Source organism: candidate division KSB1 bacterium, assembly GCA_034521575.1.
Taxonomy (GTDB): Bacteria; Zhuqueibacterota; Zhuqueibacteria; order Residuimicrobiales; family Krinioviventaceae; genus JAXHMJ01.
In genome coordinates this window covers 113,413-132,145 of record JAXHMJ010000005.1, presented here as the reverse complement: position 1 = coordinate 132,145, position 18,733 = coordinate 113,413, and the positions used below count along the sequence as shown (strand labels likewise).

The window sequence follows — 18,733 nt, the reverse complement described above, 5'->3', positions numbered from 1 at the left end:
AACATAATTAACAGTCCATTTGAAAGAGATTCAAAGTCTTTATGGCTCTAATTCAAACATTTATCAATCAACGCGTTTCCCTTTATTTTCTTGCATTCATGGGTATGTTTGCATCATCAGGAATGCTGTTTGCGGACACTGCTGATGATTCTAGCGCAAAAGCAAAGGATTATATCGGTCTGCGGGTACGCAGCAGAGCGTCCGATCCGCGCGTCACTCTGGAATCCCGTCACTCATTTACGGGGCTGCATAAGGATGGTTTGCGATCACCGTATCTGAGTAACAACCTCAGTAGTTTAAAGCGGACGGTGGAGATTGATTCGACGGGTGAAAATATCAATTTTCAGGAAACGCTGGGTGAGGTTCCGGTGCGCATTCCACGTTATATGACGTTGGAGCAGTATGTCCGGGAGCGCCGGGAGCGATATTTCCATGAGCAACTGGTGCAGACCACCCTCAGTCGTCTTACAGACGAACGCCGGGACGGAAGCGGCGGCGCCATTCGCATTGATATCCCGGTGGAAATTAAGAGCAAGACGTTTCAGCGCATTTTCGGCGGCGGCAATGTTGGTCTGGATGTGACCGGAAATATTGATATCAACGGCGGATTTCGAAATGAGAGCCGCAGCCAGGTGCGGACAGCCATGAACCGCGGCTCTAACAATTCGTTCAAGATGGAGCAGACTCAGAGATTCAATGTGTCCGGGCATGTCGGGGACAAAGTGACAATTGATATCGATCAGGATTCGGAGCGTGCCTTTGACTTTGAAAACCGCATCGGTCTGCATTATGAAGGCTATGAAGACGAGATTATCAAATCGATCGAAGCCGGTAATATCTCGATCAGCCTGCCCGGGACCCGGTTTGTACGCGCCAGTATGAAGAGCAGCGGCTTGTTTGGGATCAAAACCGACGCCAAAATTGGACCGTTGAGTCTGACCACCGTGATCAGTCAGGAAAAAGGCGAAAAGAAAAAATTATCCATCAGTGGCGGTTCATCGGATGAAACCAAACAGATTGATATTTCCCGGTATAAAACCGGAACCTATTTTTTTCTCAGTGATTATTATCGAGAACAATATTTGAATCGAAATGAAGACGGCGCTTTTATTGTAGATCCGGATCGCGGTGTCGCGCGTATCGAGGTTTATCTGTCAGAACCCAATTATCAGCAAAAATACCCGGATTCCCGGCGCGGCTGGGCCTGGGTGCCGCCTGAAGACAAGCAGGATCAGATGGTGATCATTGAAGGCGACACGTCCATCGTTGATGAAGAACATTACCGCGGTTATTTTCGTCGCCTGGAAAAGGACGAGTACTATATCCAGGATCAGCTGGGTTATATCCGCATGAACCAGTCACTGCGTGAAGGCCAGGTATTGGCGGTTGCCTATAAAGACAGCTCCGGACGAATACGCGGAAATATTAATTTTAATTCAGAGATCGATCGGGTGATTCAGCTGCGGCTGCTGCGGACCAAAAATCCGCGTCCCAGTGATACCACCTGGCCGCTGGAATGGAAAAACGTTTACAGTCTGGGCGGACGCAATATACCCCAGGACGGGTTTGAAATACATATCTATTACAAACCGTCCGCCGGCGATCCTCAGGAAACCGTCACGTATAAAGGCAAAAAAATATCCTGGCTTACCGCGTTTGGCCTGGACAAGTCCAATTTGAGCGGTGAGGATCAGCCTGATGATATTGTCGACAACAATCCCAATATTATCAACTATGCCCGCGGCGAGGTCATGTTCCCGCATTTGCGGCCGTTTGATCCGGGTGATCCTGAATTGCGCGAAATGCTTGAGGGTAAACTGGCTCCTGCTATCTATGACACCACGGTTCAGGATGTGATCAATGAGCAGACTGACTTTTACATTGAAATAAAGTCGGAAACCAAGAGCTCGGAATACAATCTGGGGATGAACGTGATTGAAGAATCAGAGGAAGTGACGCTGAACGGCCGGCCTCTCACCCGCAATGTCGATTATACCATTGACTATTTTACCGGTACCCTGCGCATTCTGAATGAACAGGCCACAGCAGCGAACGCCAATCTGGAAATCACTTATGAAAGCAATAAAATGTTTCAGGTGGACAAGACCACCATATTGGGGCCAGAGCGGAGTACGGCCTGTGGGATGATTCTTTTATCGGCGCCACGATAATGTATCTGAACGAATCCACCATGGATCAAAAAATCCGGGTGGGCAAGGGCCCCATGCGTAATTTTATCTGGGATTTGAATACCATGCTGCAGCTGGAGCCGTTCTTTTTGACAAAGATGGCGAATTTTATCCCGTTTGTAAACACGCGCGCACCGTCGACTTTGACATTCGAGGGTGAAATCGCCCAGATTATCCCGAATCCGAATACCCGTAACAATGATCAGACCGGCGATCACGATGGTGTCGCCTATATTGATGATTTTGAAGCGTCGAAACGCGAAACCCCGCTGCAGATCATTCGAAGCGGCTGGAGTTATGCATCGCCGCCGAAAGGCAAATATGATTACGAAGAACGCGATTTGAGCAACCGCGGTCGGCTTTATTATTGGAATCCGTATGAACAGTATCCCATACAGTATATCAAGCCCAACAAGGATTTGAATGCCAATGTGGCCCAGCGTACCAATATTTTGAAAATGGAATTCCATCCCAGCGAAACCGCCGAGGCTCCGGATTCGTCCTGGAACGGTATTCAGAAAGCATTGTCTTCGGGTATGGCCAACCAGACGGAAACCAAGTTTATTGAAGTCTGGATAAAAAATATGCCGAGTACGACTGCGAACCTGCATATTGAAATGGGGCAGATATCCGAGGATATTATTCCCAACCGCGAGTTTGACACCGAAGACCAGCTGGTGAACGGGATCCGAAACGGACTGCTGGATGACGGCGAGGATATCGGTCTGGACGGGATGAGTGATGATAGTCCCATTGCCCAGCAGGCCGGCGGCGATTTCTGGGATTTGAATCAGAACGGTGTCAAGGATCCCGGGGAGCCGTATAGTTATGACAATTGGAGTTACGAGCCTCAGGGCAGAGATTTGGGCAAGACGCCGAAACAAGCCAACGGCACGGAAAACAATCAGAACGACGCCAAGGGCCGGTATCCCGATACCGAGGATATGAACGCCAACGGTGATCTGGATCTTCGAAATGATTATTTTTCCTACAAAATCAATCTGAATCATAACAGCCAGGATTACCGGGATTTCGTGTCCGGTGCCAGTATCGACAAAGAAACAAATGAAGATTTTGGCTGGCGTCTGTATCGGATTCCGATCGATGTCGCAGCCCCCAGACGCACAAAAGTCGGCTCACCGGATATTTCCCTGATTGAATACATCCGTATTTGGGTGGATGGATTCAACTCTACGGACCCGCAGCAGATCTGGATTGCAGAGATGAACCTGGTGGGCAGCCGCTGGAAAGAACAGGGTGTGGCACAGCCTATGGATCCTCTAAACTATGATGTGGAAGCCGATTCTATTGTGACCGTATCGGTCATCAATACAGAAGATAATCCGGAATATCAGCCGCCGGCAGGAGTGGAGGGTGAAGTGGACCGGATCACCAAAGCGCGCGCTAAAGAACAGGCGCTTGTGTTGAATGTGAACGGCCTGCAGCCGGGATACAACGGCAAAATTCAAAAAATATTTCCATCGGGACAGGATTATATTAATTACAGCACTTTAAAGATGTTTGTGTATGGCGAAGATACCACAGCGCGTCATATTACAAAAGATTCCAGTCAAGTGGAATTCTTTTTCAGATTCGGATATGATGAAGAGAATTATTATGAAGTGCGCAGACCGGTCTATCAGGGATGGAACAAGAATGATATTGAAGTGGATCTGATCGAATTGTCGCAGATCAAAGTGACCGGAACCATTGTGGATACAACGGGCGGCGTCAATGTGTTTGTCAAAGAACGGGGCGGTGAACAATGGATTGTTTATGGCGAGCCCGCCCTTCGCAATATTCAAATGCTGGAAGCCGGTGTGATCAACAACCATGAATATCTGCCGTTCTCCGGGAAAATATATCTGAATGAACTGCGGCTTTCGAATGTGAAAAAGGAAAAAGGCGTGGCTATGCGCGCCAGCGTCAACTTTTCCTGGGCGGATTTGTTGACCTTTAACGGGCAAATGAACAAGCAGGACGCCGAATTCCACAATGTCGGACAGCGGTTCGGAAACGGTAATAACGAGTTTAGCGGTAATTTTAGTTCCACTATACAAACCGGAAAATTTTTACCTGCCAAACTGGGAGTCAAAATGCCGGTTACGGTCACGTATTCGCGCTCGGAATCGACGCCCAAGTATCTCCCCAATGAAGACATTGAAGTAACGGACAGCTTGCCGGATTCTACTCTGGAGGCTATCCGCAATCTCAGCGAGAGTAAAGGTCTAAGTGTGAGTTTCGGAATAGATTCCCGCTCGCAGAATTTCTTTGTCAAAAACATTATTTCTCCGTTCAATATCAGCTACAGCCGGAATGAGGGCGAGAGCAGCAGTTCAACCATAAAATACAACCGGAAAAAGAGTGAACAGGGAAATATAAGCTGGAGGTTGAATTTTGGTCCGGATAACTATGTTTTTCCGCTCAAATTTCTGGAAAATATTCCCCTGCTGGTTAAACTCAGTGATATGAAACTGTACTATACACCGCAGAGCATCAGCACCAAAGTGTCGGGCAACCGTAACTTTAACGAATCCTTAAAGCGCTCTGGACTGCAATCGTCCAACAGCTCGTTCACCATCCGGCGTGATTTTTCCACCAATTTAAAGGTGATCGATGCGCTGTCTGTGAATTACAGCCGCAACTATGTCAATGACCTGCGGGATGTTCCCGGTGATTCTCTGTGGGATGAAATACAAACCTTGCAGCTGGGTGTCTTGAGCAACGTCAATCAAAACTCGTCTATCAGTTTCAAACCCAAATTGTTCTCCTGGTTCAATACGAATATCAGTTATTCCGTCAGTTTCCAGTACGCCTATAACCGGCAGCAAAAGACGTCGGCGCGCAATACCACACAGAACCGCTCATTTAAAGGCAACGGCTCTCTGGATTTTTCCACGCTGTTCAAAAGTGTCGGTCGGCCGAAGCCGCAGAACCGGGGACGTAGCGGCCGAGGGGGGGATGAAAAAGCCGGAAGCGGAAGCAGCTTTTCCATCCTGGGTTCATTAACCAAGGTTTTTAATATTTTCGATCCGATCAGTTACAATTACAATCGGGATCAGAACGTTTCCATTTACGGACTGGCCGGCATTCCCACCATACCGTTTCAATTTGGGTTGACGCGAGACATCGGTGTTGAACGCGAAATCGATGAGAATTCCGTGGGAACCACCAGCAGCAGTGGTTCAGAGAGTGAGCGCGAATCCTTTGGATTGAAATCCGGCCTCCGATTCACTCGCAATATCCGGATGAATTTTGGATATGATACCAATTATAATTTCAACAAAAGCACCCAGACCACCGGTCAACGCTCCAAAAGCTGGCTGGTCTGGCAGGATGATTTTAGCGAACCGTTTCCCACATGGAGCATCAAGGTGGGCGGTCTGGAAAAATTGCCGTTTATCAAGGATTATGTCACCCGGTTTTCCATCGACCATTCCCGTTCCGGGCGCGCCAGCGAAACCTTTACATTGGAGGAAGGCGTGGAAAAAGTCACTCAGGAGACCAAGGATACCCAGTTCCGTCCGTTTGTCGGTGTGAATCTGACTATGAAAAACGGTATATCCGTGAATATCAGTTACAACAAATCCACCAAGCAACAAATCTCTATGGTTTCCGGCAGTTCCGGTACTCTGACGGAGAGCGAAGATCTATCGATCACCGCGGATTATTCCAAACGCGGGAATTTCAAGCTGCCGTTTACGCTGTTTGGAAAGCGCCGATTGAAAAACGCTGTTGATATTTCGCTGCGGTTTACTTTTGGGAACACGGCCACAATGCAGAACAGAGGGCAGGGCTATGAAGTCACCTCAGAGACCGGGAAATGGCTGCTGCGACCTCAGGTCAACTATAGTTTTAGTTCGCGTGTCAACGGCGGTTTGTATTTCGAAATGGGAAAAAATCATAACAAGCAAATCGGTGATACATCCTATAAAGAATTGGGTATCAATGTGAGCATCGCGATTCGCGGCAATTAATTGCGTATCTCTGGAGAAATATAATGGTTATCAGGATCATGTGCAGCGCCTGGCTGTTATTCGCTGTTCCGGTGTTCTCCACCCCCCCGGATTTCAGCGGAACACAAGCGTTTGAATATCTTGAGAAACAATGCGAGTTTGGTCCGCGCGTGCCGGGTTCAAAAGGACATGCCGAATGTCTGAACTATTTTCTTGAATTCATGAAACAGCGCGCGGATACGGTTTTTACCCAGGATTTTATGTTCTCATTCGGCAAACCACAGCGCACGGTCCGGGCGGTTAATGTGATCTCCAGATTTCAGCCGCAAACGAGTGACCGCGTGTTGCTTTGCGCACATTGGGACACCCGGCCCTGGGCGGACAGCGATCCGGATCCGTCCAATCACGACAAACCGGTGCTGGGCGCCAATGACGGCGCCTCGGGTGTCGCCGTTTTAATGCACCTGGCGGAACTATTATCGGATTTTCCCGTAGCTATAGGGGTTGATATTGTATTTTTTGATGCTGAAGACGCGGGGCAGCATGAGGACACAGAGAGTTGGGCGAGAGGCTCCGCTGCGTTTGCAAAAACATACGCCAACCGGTTTGCGCCCCGATATGGTATTCTTTTGGATATGATCGGCGATGCGGATTTGACGGTCTATCAGGAACAGTACTCTGTAAAGTACGCCGGATTCCTGGTGGATCGGATCTGGAATAAAGCAGCAGAGCTGGGCATGTCCGCATTTATACCGCAGCCCGAATATGCGGTTTATGATGATCACATTCCCTTGCTGCAGGCCGGCATACCCTGTGTGGATATCATTGATTTTTATTATCCGCAATGGCACACGGTCAATGACACTCCTGAATACTGCAGTCCGTACAGTCTGGAACAGGTGGGAAAGGTTGTGACCGCTATTCTTTATGAGGAGTACTGAAGTGGGCCAAAACCAGGAATTTTATATTCAGGTTAATGCAGCGGTTACTCCCGAAAACAGCGAATGGATCAGCAATGAATTATTCGAACTGGGCGCATCCGGTATCCAGGATATGGATACGCATTTGCTGGCTTTTTTTCAACATGACGACAATGTAGAATCTTTGGCGCAACAGATATCGGAATCCCTGCATGCTTTGCGCACGCGTATAAATATGCCGGTCGATATTGATGTTGAGATCATCGAATGTCCGGTTAAAGACTGGAGATCAGAGTGGAAAAAAGATTTAAAGCCGATTCCTGTGGGACAATCGCTGCTGATCAAACCAAGCTGGTGTGATCTGCCTCAAACGGTCCCCGAACATGTGATAGAAATAGACCCGGAAATGGCTTTTGGTTCAGGCACTCACGCAACAACGTTTCTCATTTTAAAAGCGCTGGAACATTTGATTCATCCCGGCTGCCGGGTTCTGGATGTGGGGTGCGGAACCGGGATTCTTTCGATTGCAGCGCTGAAATTCGGCGCCGCGTCTGTCTTTGCGTTTGATATGGATCCGGTTGCCGCTCAAACCACCCGGCGCAATGCGGATAAAAACGGGCAAGGGGTCCGCATTCAGGTGGTTACCGGAACGATGGATACGGTGCGGAAATCCGGATTTGATATGATCCTGGCAAATGTGAACCGTACCCAGCTTTTACCTTTGTTGGCGCGTTTTTCAGACTATTTAAATCCCGGCGGAATGTGTTTACTGTCCGGTATTCTGGATACAGAGCGCAGTCTCTTTACCCAAGCCTGTCATCAAGCCGGATTGCAGGTGAGACAGGTCCGTCAGCGCGATGAGTGGCTGATGTTCGAAACCGTCAAGAACTGATCTTGTATCCGTTTAAACAAAACTTGTGATTTTTTTCATTCTTTAGTACATTGAGACTGGTCTTGAGAAAGTGGAGCATGTATAAACCGGATGCTAAAAATCTTTTATTGTTTGCTATCCTGACCGGGTTGATGCTGGTCCTGCCTCGCAGGGGATTCCCGGCTGATCCTGTGGTGGATACGCTGGTCGTACGCGACGGAATGCTGGTCATGTCCTATCATCTGAAACCTGTACTGGATGATAACACCGTCAATAGTTTGAAACGCGGTGCGATTACCCGCTTGTCGCATCAAATTCAGGTATGGAGAGACCGGCCGCTGATCAATAATATTGTACGCGAATATGAATATCCCGTTCAATTGTCCTATGACAACTGGGAACACAAGTTCAGAATTCAGATGCCGGGGGAAGACCGACTCACTTCTAATTTAGAAACCATTCGAAAGAAATGCACACAAATGCAGGAGATTGAACTGATTCCTGTTAATGACCTGGAACCGGATGCTCAGTACTGTATCACCATCCGTGTAAAATTTGCGCCTCTGTCCGTGGATACGTATGATGCAATACGAGGGGTGTTGCCGGAATCGAACGAGTCCCAGCGCCGGGGGGCAGGCCATTCCGGTTCTATCTGGCAAACTGCTTTGAATTTGCTGGGACTGGGAGATAAAACCTTTTCCCTAAAAACAGATAATTTCAGAATCACATCCGACCGGGCTATTGAATATATTGATTAGAATATATTCCGAGTCTTAAAAACCGGGGAACGAATCCAGCTACTGACGGGTTATAGACTCACGCTATATGCCGGCACTATTTGCTGAAAAATGTATTGATATTTGTTTTGATTTTCTTTACATTGAATGCTTCTTGGGAGCTTAATTGATGGAGTTTATTATGAAAGATGCAAAAGATCTAAAGTTAAAAGTCGGGCTGGCTGAAATGCTCAAAGGGGGCGTGATCATGGATGTCACCACCTCTGAGCAGGCAAAAATTGCGCAGGATGCCGGCGCTGTCGCTGTCATGGCTCTGGAACGTATCCCGGCTGACATTCGCGCGCATGGCGGTATTGCGCGCATGTCGGACCCTCAGGTCATCAATGCCATAAAAGAAGCTGTGTCGATTCCGGTTATGGCAAAATGCAGAATCGGACATTTTGCAGAGGCTCAGTTACTGCAGGCGATGGGTATTGATTTTATTGATGAAAGTGAAGTGCTGACACCGGCGGATGAGTCGTTCCATGTGAACAAATGGGAGTTTAAAGTGCCGTTTGTCTGCGGTTGCCGTGATTTGGGAGAAGCCCTGCGCCGTATCGCTGAAGGCGCTGCGATGATCCGCACCAAAGGTGAAGCCGGCTCCGGTAATGTTGTCGAAGCGGTCAAGCATATGCGTGCTGTGCAGAGCGGCCTACGCCGTATCACACAGCTCACTGACCAGGAACTGGTTGATGAAGGCAAAAATCTGGGCGCCCCGGTCGACCTGATCCGGGAGGTCAAGAAATCCGGAAAATTACCGGTCCCCAATTTCTCTGCCGGCGGTATTGCCACACCGGCGGATGCTTCTCTAATGATGCAGCTGGGCGCGGAAACCGTGTTTGTGGGCAGCGGTATTTTCAAATCCGGAAATCCGCAAAAACGCGCAGAAGCCATTGTCTCCGCAACCACGCATTATATGGATTTTGATCTGATCGCCCGTGTCTCCGAAGGATTGGGTGAGGCTATGGTTGGGATAAATATTGACACACTGCCCGAAGAAGAGCGGATGGCCAATCGCGGATGGTAAATTCAAAGAATCCCGGCATACTGGCTGTTCAGGGAGATTTTGAAAAACATCAGCGCATGCTGGAACGCCTGGGAGCTGCAGCTGTTTTGGTGCGCAATCCGCAGCAGCTGCGGGAATGCTCCGGCCTGATCATTCCGGGCGGAGAATCCACCACCCTCCGGTATATGATGAAAAAACATGATCTCTGGGATGCTGTAAAAGTGTTCGCCGAGACCCATCCTGTTTTCGGGACGTGTGCGGGATGTATACTCATGGCCCAAGAAATTTGTAATGATGACCGTGACAGCCTGAAGGTAATGGATATCTCGGTCCGGCGCAATGCCTATGGACGTCAGGTCGATTCTTTTATTGATGATATCCAATTGGAACAGGATACCGAGCCGTTTGAAGGTGTTTTTATCCGTGCTCCCAAAATCGAAAAAATCACCGGTACGGTCAGGGTCCTGGCGCGGCTTGGCGAACATGTTGTTTGGGTGGAACAAGGACATCTTATGGCTGCAACGTTTCATCCGGAATTAACTCTTGATCTCAGAGTACACGAATATTTCATCAATAAACTGGACAGACCCTGATGTTTTTTTATGACCCAAAGGGCATCAAACTCCATCGCCATGAGCTATGGCTGGACGCCCACCGAAAAACCACCTACTCTTTTGTGTCTCACGGACACGCCGATCACCTGAAAAATCATGATAAAATTCTGGCCACTCCGGTCACCGCTGCGTTCCACGCGTTGCGTGCCCGGCAAAAACAGGTTATTGAACTGGAGTTTGGTGAGAAATACGACTTGGGCGATATTTGTATCGAGCTTTATCCCGCCGGACATGTACTGGGTTCAGCGATGATCCGGATTGAGGTACAAGGAGTGTCGTTGCTGTATACCGGAGATTTTAAAGTGAAACCCAGCCTTACCGCGAGACAGATCGAAATTCCAAAGGCTGATCTTTTGATTATGGAATCCACATTCGGCAGCCCTGAATATGTCTATGATCATCCGCAAGGGCATCTGGAACAGGAGCTGTACGGGTTCATCGAGGATTGTTTTAAAATCGGTGTCACGCCGATCGTTATGGGGTACAGTCTGGGAAAAGCCCAGGAAGCCATGAAAATCCTGGAAAACGGCGGATACCGCATCCGGGTTCATCGTGCGGCGTGGGAAATCGCCAAAATTTACCGCAGATACGGCGTCACCTTTGAGCGCTGCACGCCCTGGAAAGATGAACCGGTGGAACCGAACGAAGTGCTTTTAATCCCGCCGCATCTGCTGCGATTCAGAAAAGTGCAAAATTTGCCGCCGCGCAACCGCAAGGTCCTGCTTTCCGGTTGGGCCGGCCGTGACGGCGGACCGCATTTCCGCTGCGACCACGCCATTCCCCTCAGTGATCATGCAGATTTTCAGGAATTGCTTGATTTCGTCCGCCAGGTTGATCCTCAGCATGTGTTCACGACACACGGGGCCAAATCATTTCCACACTATTTGAGAGATATCGGATTCAAGGCGGAATATTTGACGGATACCTCGGAATTTACGATATTGTAAAGATGTTACATATCTAAAGGTCTCGAGGTAAACAATTTGATTTCTCCGACCCACTAGGAGAAAAAAATGTGTTGCTGAAAATTATCTCTGCTTCAGTCGGACGTTTAAAAAGGGGACAGGTATGAAAAGCTTGATAACTGTTTTTATTTTGATGTTTTTTTCCGCATCTGTCTTTTCAGATGTCAGTTTTTTAATATCGATTCCCAATGCAGTGACGGGTATGTGGGGACTAGTAGTGGAGCTACGCTTGAACCGGTTATCAGTACAACTGTGAGCCCGTCCAGCAATACCGACTATTTTGTACAATCACAATTTACCTCTCATGCCAATCAGGAGACCAATGACGCAGCCTATGATATCTACGTTTATGAGCATGGAAATGAATCAAATATTGTATATGACGGTACGGATTTATTGAGGTATTATTCAAATGATGATAACGGCAGCGGCAGTTTGACCGGCACGGTATCCCTGACGGGCGGCAAAACCTATGTGATAGAAATTCGTCATCGCGATGACGGAGATGGCAACGATGCTTTGGAAACCAGCGCCTGCATGGAAGTGACCGAAGGCGCATCCACCTCTGAGCCCATCGCTGTTGTTTTGCAGTCATTGTCTGTCAGCACTAACGACCACGCGTTTCCTGTGGTTCAATGGCAGCTCGAATCCAGTCTCAATGTTGCCGGATTCCGGATATGGCGCAGTGCACAGCAGTATTCAGGCTATGTTTCTCTTACTGAAAACATCATTGCAGCAAATACAGGATGCGATTGTGGACGCTTGTATGAATTTGCTGATATACCTGCTGTCCCGGAAATTGTATACTGGTATAAACTTGAGGAAATATATATCACCGGTGAATCTGTGTTTTACGGGCCGGTAAATTACACTGTCGGAACACGGGTAACTGCAAATTTGCAGCCGGAATCTGTTGCGGTTTTATCGGTTTACCCCAATCCGTTCAATCCTTTAACCCGAGTTTCATATCAATTACAGAAAACGCAGGAAATTGAACTACATATTTACAATCAGCAGGGTCAACGAGTAACAACGCTGTTTCGCGGTGTTCAGGATAGAGGGGCGCATCTGTTGCTCTGGGATGGAACGGATGCGATGGGGTTCCAGGTATCCAGTGGTATTTATCTGGTGCGATTGGTCACGGCGGGTGGCTATGCATGCGTCAAGAAAATCAGCAAAGTAAAATAACCAGGCGAAAACTGTGATATCCTTCCCGGATTTCTGTCCGGGAAGAATTCTGTGTACGGGGTTGGACTCATTTTCTGTTCAGGGTTCCTTTTGCGGCTCGGCTTTAATTCCTCTCAAAATGTGCCGATTGGCTTTATCATCTGTGAGGTAATGATAAAACCAGCTCAATCGTGCCAAACGTTTATTATTAATCCCCCCATAAAGTAAAAATGTACGCTTGCCCAGATCATCCAGGCAGGCAGACCGCTTGGTTTCAGTCGTTTGATGTCTGCCACAGATCTGGTCTTGCCGATAGTTGGGAGCATGCCTTTGTTTTTATATCGGAACGGTTCACATTGCTCCGGGTTGGAAGTCAATCGCATCAATTGTTTGCCAAGTTACTCCCTGCTGTATGGCAACAGCGGCGAGCATGGGATGGCTGTTTCGGCTGTCGCTGACCATTGCGGCAATGGATTTGGTAGCGTTTCAATTCAATAAATTATCATCCTGTCGGATTGAGTCTCGTGGCAATCTTTTGCCAGGATATAGCGCTTGAATTCCGCCGGTTCCACCCCCGTAGGTCCGCCGCCCACAATGACAAAATGGTCGAGAGCGTCGCGTTCTGCTGGATCGCAGGTTAATGTTCAAAAATTTGTAACCAATTTTTCGGTATCATGAAACTATTTGTGTTGGATGGCGAGGTGCGACTTTTATAATCATGCCGAGTTTACCGTCAGGCTGTCTGCGGATTCACTTTGCAGATCACGGCTGTCATATCATCTTCCGGCGCCTGTCTGCCTGTGAATGTGCCTACTTGGGTATAAAGTGTTTCAATGATTGATGCGGAGGATTCGTTTCTGTGTTTTTTTATAACCTCGAGCGCTCTTTTATCCCCAAACTGTATCTCTTTGCTGTTGTGTGCTTCAGACACCCCATCGGTCAACAGAACAAGCATATCCTGCGCAGACAGATTGTATGTTACACTGTTGGTATAGTCCACGTCCTGCATAAACCCGAGCGGGATGCCGGTGCTTGCCAGTTCGGCAAGCACGGATCCGTTTCGATTTAACAGATATGCCTTGCCGTGACCGGCGCTGGCATAAACCAGAGTTTGTTTATCCGGATCAATACGCGCCAGAACCAGTGTGACAAAATGCTCTGCGTTCAGATCAATCACCAACTCACGATTCAGACGTTCGAGTATCGTGGCCGGGTCGGTTTCACTATGGGCAAAGGCACGCAGAAACGCACGGGTCTCCGCCATGATCATGGCGGCGCCGATTCCGTGTCCGCACACATCGGCGATGACAATCCCTGTCTGACCATCGGGCATGTCGATAATATCAAAAAAGTCGCCGGATGTCTCAACCGCTGAAAAGGTTCGCCCGGCAATGTCATAACCTTTGACCGGTCTGACGCTTTTGGCCATACGCTGCTGCAGTTCGTGCGCCACCCGCAGGCGGAATTCCATTTCCTGCTTTTCTTTTAAATGGGTAATGTCTTTGGTCACTGAGACAAAATGGCTGATATTCCCGTCATTGTCTTTCATGCAGGAAATGGTCTGCTGACACCAGAACAGTTCACCGTTCTTTTTCTTGTTGATAATCGTAGCGCGAAAAGGTTGACCGTTTGTTATGGTATCCCATAAATTCTGGTAAAATTCATTGTCATGCAGCCCGGAACGCAGCATGGCGGGTGTGTTTCCAACAGCTTCCTCACTGCTGTATCCGGTTGTTTCTTCAAACGCCGGATTCACATATTCAATCACTCCCCGGAGATTGGTAATCATCACAGAGTCGGCGGTTTGTTTGACGGCATTGAAATATTTTTCCAGTTCATGTTGTGCTTTTAATTGTTCAGTCACATCTTCAGTATGAACCATGACAATATCAGCTGCAGCATGAACATAGGTAACCCACAGGTCCCGGGTTTCTCCGATTCCCTTAAAATAATGCCTGACTTTGCGTTTGAATGTAGCTTTTTCAAGGTAGCAGCGCGCAAAGTCATCTTGTACCTCCGGGTAATTTGCATACATTTCACTCAATTTCGCCCCTAAATAATTTTCTATATGGTCAGTCAGAAAAGATTCGGCGGCCTTGTTGCAATCCAGGAGTGTGAAATCATTATTTGTATATTTCCATACAAATGTTGGAATCGGCACTCCCTTGAATTGGGCCTGAAGGCGTTCGCGGCTTTCACGAATCAGCTTTTGGGAATGAACATCATGTGTAATTTCACGAAATATGACCATGCCACCGGTGATCTCGCCGGCTGGGTTGCGCAGGGGAGATGCTGTAATATCAATATGTGCCCCGTCTGTCCGCGCTGTGTTGTGAATATAAAGCTGGTCATGGGCGGTTTCACCGCGCAATGCCCTGGCCAGAGGTAACTGTTCAGAGGGATAGGGGGTCGTTGTGTCTTGATAGTAACAACCATAAACAGGCGTCCATTCAGAAGGTTTGATGTTTTGCGCACCAATCCCCAGAATTTTTTCCGCAACAGGATTGAAATAAATAAATTGTCCGTCTGTGTCAGCAACGATGATACCCTCCGTAAGATTGTTCAAAATAGTGCGCTGTGTATCTATCTCCTGTTGAAGATTTTCAAGTTTATTGTCCATGTGTCCTTTTGAAAACGATTAAGGGTGAGCAACATTGCAACCGTAAGGTCTTTGGTGTCCAACTCGAAAATAACGATTTGAAGAATAATCATAACAAACAGAATACAATATATATTTCAAATATCTCCTGGTATGATACTGCAGGCAGCCGAAAAAATAATGCGCAAAATTCTCGTGAGGATGAAAAATATTCGGTCCCGGCTGATTATAACGGTTCGCCCCATTTTTTGCAAGTAAATAAATATCAATAACATAAAAAAAGCTTGCTACCTGGCATGCACATTGCATGTTACTTGACGAACGATAACCAATCCTGAATGTATAGAAAATGATCATGCTGCAAAGGTATGTCCGATTTTTTATGGATTATTCTAGAGTATATCCATAGTCAATTGCTTTTTCCCGGATACGGTCGGTCAATTCAGGATCGATCCCGTACAACTGCTCCCAGGTTAAGGATTGAAACCGTCCCTTGCGCGTATTGACAGTCGTGTTCAACTCCGGCATCGGCAAAGGCGGAATATCCAGTATATCCAGAATACTGTACCATTCGTTTTCGATGTTTTCCACCCGATATTGATGTTTGACCCGCGAATCGGTTTCGATCCATTCATTCCAGTATAACCAGGTGTACATGGCCCAGCGGGTCACGGTTTCCTGCGGAAAAGGGATTTTTCTGCGCAAGTGCGTGAATAACAGCCACCGTTTGGGCGCATCGATTTGACGAAACATGCGTCTAAAGGCATTGTTATACAATGTTTGTGAGGATGCAATGACCTGAAGCGGGTGCCGGATTTGATGAAGAACCACCGGAAATTCCTCCGGGAACAAGTAGACATGCATCCAGGATACAATACCGTCGACATTATCTTCTTCTTGCAAACTCTGCTTTCTGCCATATTTCTCTCCCCGGATGTCCAGACCGAATTTCGACAACAATTCCTTGGTAAAGTGCGTGCCGCTGCGAGGGTGCCCTGCAATGAGAAACATGTTAATCCCTTTTTATTGGATGGTCTCAAACTGATAATTTAGTTTCTGAATCTCCCGGTGACATATTTTGCATGATATTCCGGTTCCGTGATCTTTGCGGATTCAGGTGAACCGCCGCCCGATTGTCAAAAGCCGTAGACAATCGGGCGCCGTTCCAAGCAGAGTTTTCGGTTTTGTATAAGAATATTTTTTATTGAACCGTTATTAGAGTTTCCTGCCATTGCGCTGCTCCCAGGCTCCAGACTGCGGGAAAGGGGAGGGGCGCCGCCGATAAAAAGCGTAAAGTCGCCGGATTCCAGTACCCGTTCGCCCGTTTCGTTAACCAGCTTGAGCAGGTCCGGGGTAATGGCAAAGGAGACGCTACGCTGTTCGCCGGGATTCAGAGTAATTCGCTTCATGTCTTTGAGTGAAATGTACGGCACGCGCACAGATGCCTTGTCATCCCGGATATACAATTGCACCACCTCGTCCGCTGCAATGCTCCCGGTATTGGTCACCATCACGCTAACCGTTGTGGATTCTCCCGGCTGAATGGCTGCTTGTGCGGTGGTTATATTTTGATATTCAAACGTCGTATAGCTCAATCCGAATCCGAACGGAAACAACGCGTCTTTTTCCATGTATCGATAAGTGCGTCCCGGCATACTGTAATCATCATAAGGCGGAAGATCGTCCAGGGATTTCGGAAACGTGATCGGCAGGCGTCCGGAGGGTACGGCATCCCCGAACAGAATGTCGGCCACCGCTTGTCCGCCGCGTTCACCCGAATACCAGTGAAAGACCAAAGCATCCGCCAGTTCATACACCTCGGAACAGGTGAATGGGCTGCCGCCGGTCAGCACGACCACCAGCGAATCCGTGCTTTGGCGAAGGCTTTGCAGCAGGTTCATCTGACTCCGGGGCAGGGAAATATCAAACCGGTCTCCCTTGCTCGGCGAGGCAATGGATTCTCCCTCTTCACCTTCCAGCAGTCCGTTGATTCCCACGCAGGCGATGGTTACATTCGATGCTGCAGCCACGCCGCTGAACCAGTCGATGGGATTGGCATTCGGGCGGTTCAACAAAGCGCCCTGGCGATACTGAATCGCAGTATGATCCGATAAAGAGTGCGTAATCCCTTCCATCATGGTGATCATATTGTCCGAGAGTCCGTAATAATTGCCCAGCAGACACTGCAAATCCGTTGCCAGCGGCCCGGTGATGTAGACTTTGCGCAAATTCTTGTCCAGCGGCAGCAGGTTGTCGCTGTTTTTGAGCAGTACAATGGATTTTTGCGCAGCTTCCAGGGCCAATGCCTGATGTTCAGGGCAGTTGATGACGTCAGTGGAAATCGAGTCAAACGGTACGGTGCCCGGCGGATCGAATAAACCAAGGCGGAACCGGGTTCCCAGCAGTTCCTTGAGATTCCGATCCACTGTTTTTTCTGTGACCAGACCCTGATCAACGGCATTGAGTATTTCCGGATAGGTATTTCCGCAGTTTAAATTGCAGCCGGTGTTGAGTGCGAGAGCGGCGGCCTGAGCCGGCGTTTCCACCACATTATGTCCTTCATAAAAATCATGTATGGCCCAACAATCCGAGGTAAAATAACCGTCAAAATTCCACTGACCGCGCAGAACGTCCTGCATTAAATACGGATGCGCGCAGCAGGGCTCTCCGTTGGTGCGGTTGTAGGCGCCCATCACACCTTCCACTTTGGCTTCGGTGACCAGAGCTTCAAATGCCGGCATATAGGTTTCCCACAGGTCCTTCCGGGATACTTTGGCGTCAAATTCGTGCCGCAATCCCTCCGGACCGCTGTGCACCACATAATGCTTGGCGCAGCCCGCGGCTTTGATGTATTTCGGGTGATCGCCCTGCAATCCCCTTACAAACGCTACACCGATTCGGCTGCTCAGATATGGGTCTTCTCCATAGGTTTCCTGGCCGCGGCCCCAGCGCGGATCGCGGAAAATATTCACATTCGGCGACCAGAAGGTCAGCCCCTGATACTGACCGCGGTATCCCTGCGCCGAACAGGCGTTGTACTTGGCCCGCCCTTCCGTGGCGATCACAGCTCCGATACGGTACATCAGGTCCGTATCGAACGTTGCCGCCAGACCAATAGCCTGGGGAAAAACCGTGGCGCGGCCGTTACGCGCCACACCGTGCAGGCATTCGCTCCACCAGTTATAAGCGGGAATGTCCAGATGCGGTATGGCAGGCGCATTGTAAAGCAGCTGATTGACTTTTTCCTCCAGGGTCAGACGCGAAACCAGATCATCAATGCGATCAGCTGTCGGGAGTTCAGGGTTTTGAAATGGATACTCTGAAGATTGTGCCGTTAACACACTGATTAATATGTAGATGAACAGGAAAGTGCTAAATCTGGACATAGGGATCTCCTTGATTTTGTACTTTTTGTGTTTTAGTAAAATGCACATCCATTTAAATGTGTTCTTTAAAATATAAGGTTTTTCGTGAAAAATAAAAGTGGAAACCGGTCTGATTTTGTTTTTATTAAAAAAACGCTATTCAACAAGCCTCATTGTCTCTTTTTCTCTTGGATTTGCAGCAAAAAATCTTTAATTATTGAGTGTGTAAAAGCAAATATGAACGAAAAAAGGGGGACGGTTGTTATGTATAAATCTGTGAATGAAATAATCTCTGAATTTTGGAA

At 48.2% G+C, this 18,733-nt stretch carries 13 protein-coding genes; 10 read left to right on the top strand and 3 right to left on the bottom strand.

Translation table 11 applies throughout. From position 1 onward, the window contains the following. Window positions 1-41: 41 nt before the first annotated feature. The 9 genes from sprA (U5R06_13415) to U5R06_13375 all read left to right on the top strand — a co-directional run bounded on the left by sprA (U5R06_13415) (window position 42) and on the right by U5R06_13375 (window position 12,485). Entirely contained in the window at window positions 42-2,171 is a 2,130-nt protein-coding gene (gene sprA, locus U5R06_13415) for a cell surface protein SprA (GenBank protein MDZ7723766.1), read from the top strand. Then, window positions 2,171-6,166, top strand: coding sequence for a cell surface protein SprA (gene sprA, locus U5R06_13410; protein MDZ7723765.1), 3,996 nt, complete (start codon window positions 2,171-2,173; stop codon window positions 6,164-6,166). Before sprA (U5R06_13415) ends, sprA (U5R06_13410) begins: the two co-directional genes overlap by 1 nt. 23 nt (window positions 6,167-6,189) lie before the next feature. Continuing rightward, window positions 6,190-7,086 (top strand): M28 family peptidase, encoded by an 897-nt coding sequence (locus tag U5R06_13405; GenBank protein ID MDZ7723764.1) that lies wholly within the window; start codon window positions 6,190-6,192, stop codon window positions 7,084-7,086. A 1-nt stretch (window position 7,087) separates the two neighbouring features. Continuing rightward, window positions 7,088-7,957 carry a 50S ribosomal protein L11 methyltransferase gene (gene prmA, locus U5R06_13400; GenBank protein MDZ7723763.1) on the top strand — a complete coding sequence of 290 codons (870 nt, stop codon included), beginning with the start codon at window positions 7,088-7,090 and terminating at the stop codon, window positions 7,955-7,957. Window positions 7,958-8,034: 77 nt separating this feature from the next. After that, window positions 8,035-8,694 (top strand): DUF4390 domain-containing protein, encoded by a 660-nt coding sequence (locus U5R06_13395; protein ID MDZ7723762.1) that lies wholly within the window; start codon window positions 8,035-8,037, stop codon window positions 8,692-8,694. A 160-nt stretch (window positions 8,695-8,854) separates the two neighbouring features. Then, complete coding sequence (gene pdxS, locus U5R06_13390; protein ID MDZ7723761.1) at window positions 8,855-9,739, top strand: pyridoxal 5'-phosphate synthase lyase subunit PdxS; 885 nt, start codon at window positions 8,855-8,857, stop codon at window positions 9,737-9,739. Continuing rightward, on the top strand, window positions 9,733-10,311 hold the full coding sequence (gene pdxT / locus U5R06_13385) for a pyridoxal 5'-phosphate synthase glutaminase subunit PdxT (protein MDZ7723760.1): 579 nt from the start codon (window positions 9,733-9,735) through the stop codon (window positions 10,309-10,311). The genes pdxS and pdxT overlap by 7 nt, the downstream gene beginning before the upstream one ends. Next, window positions 10,311-11,279 (top strand): MBL fold metallo-hydrolase RNA specificity domain-containing protein, encoded by a 969-nt coding sequence (locus U5R06_13380; protein MDZ7723759.1) that lies wholly within the window; start codon window positions 10,311-10,313, stop codon window positions 11,277-11,279. Before pdxT ends, U5R06_13380 begins: the two co-directional genes overlap by 1 nt. 222 nt (window positions 11,280-11,501) lie before the next feature. After that, window positions 11,502-12,485 (top strand): FlgD immunoglobulin-like domain containing protein, encoded by a 984-nt coding sequence (locus U5R06_13375; GenBank protein MDZ7723758.1) that lies wholly within the window; start codon window positions 11,502-11,504, stop codon window positions 12,483-12,485. Between the two features lie 712 nt (window positions 12,486-13,197). Here the strand turns inward: U5R06_13375 and U5R06_13370 are convergent. Further along, complete coding sequence (locus tag U5R06_13370) at window positions 13,198-15,084, bottom strand: SpoIIE family protein phosphatase (protein MDZ7723757.1); 1,887 nt, start codon at window positions 15,082-15,084, stop codon at window positions 13,198-13,200. An 8-nt stretch (window positions 15,085-15,092) separates the two neighbouring features. On the opposite strand from U5R06_13370, the gene U5R06_13365 reads away from it, so the two are divergent. Then, entirely contained in the window at window positions 15,093-15,335 is a 243-nt protein-coding gene (locus U5R06_13365) for a hypothetical protein (protein MDZ7723756.1), read from the top strand. 115 nt (window positions 15,336-15,450) lie between these two features. Here the strand turns inward: U5R06_13365 and U5R06_13360 are convergent, their stop codons facing one another. Together U5R06_13360 and U5R06_13355 are read right to left on the bottom strand one after the other, a co-directional pair. Then, window positions 15,451-16,074, bottom strand: coding sequence for a hypothetical protein (locus U5R06_13360; protein MDZ7723755.1), 624 nt, complete (start codon window positions 16,072-16,074; stop codon window positions 15,451-15,453). A gap of 125 nt (window positions 16,075-16,199) precedes the next feature. Then, window positions 16,200-18,449 (bottom strand): glycoside hydrolase family 3 C-terminal domain-containing protein, encoded by a 2,250-nt coding sequence (locus U5R06_13355; GenBank protein MDZ7723754.1) that lies wholly within the window; start codon window positions 18,447-18,449, stop codon window positions 16,200-16,202. Window positions 18,450-18,733: the final 284 nt, after the last annotated feature.

Excerpts from the sequence above, each read along its gene's own strand:
- pdxS (MDZ7723761.1), top strand. The coding sequence starts at position 8,855 with ATGAAAGATGCAAAAGATCTAAAGTTAAAAGTCGGGCTGGCTGAAATG.
- U5R06_13360 (MDZ7723755.1), bottom strand. The coding sequence starts at position 16,074 with ATGTTTCTCATTGCAGGGCACCCTCGCAGCGGCACGCACTTTACCAAG.
- sprA (MDZ7723766.1), top strand. The coding sequence starts at position 42 with ATGGCTCTAATTCAAACATTTATCAATCAACGCGTTTCCCTTTATTTT.
- U5R06_13395 (MDZ7723762.1), top strand. The coding sequence starts at position 8,035 with ATGTATAAACCGGATGCTAAAAATCTTTTATTGTTTGCTATCCTGACC.
- pdxT (MDZ7723760.1), top strand. The coding sequence starts at position 9,733 with ATGGTAAATTCAAAGAATCCCGGCATACTGGCTGTTCAGGGAGATTTT.
- U5R06_13380 (MDZ7723759.1), top strand. The coding sequence starts at position 10,311 with ATGTTTTTTTATGACCCAAAGGGCATCAAACTCCATCGCCATGAGCTA.
- U5R06_13370 (MDZ7723757.1), bottom strand. The coding sequence starts at position 15,084 with ATGGACAATAAACTTGAAAATCTTCAACAGGAGATAGATACACAGCGC.
- U5R06_13405 (MDZ7723764.1), top strand. The coding sequence starts at position 6,190 with ATGGTTATCAGGATCATGTGCAGCGCCTGGCTGTTATTCGCTGTTCCG.
- U5R06_13355 (MDZ7723754.1), bottom strand. The coding sequence starts at position 18,449 with ATGTCCAGATTTAGCACTTTCCTGTTCATCTACATATTAATCAGTGTG.
- sprA (MDZ7723765.1), top strand. The coding sequence starts at position 2,171 with ATGTATCTGAACGAATCCACCATGGATCAAAAAATCCGGGTGGGCAAG.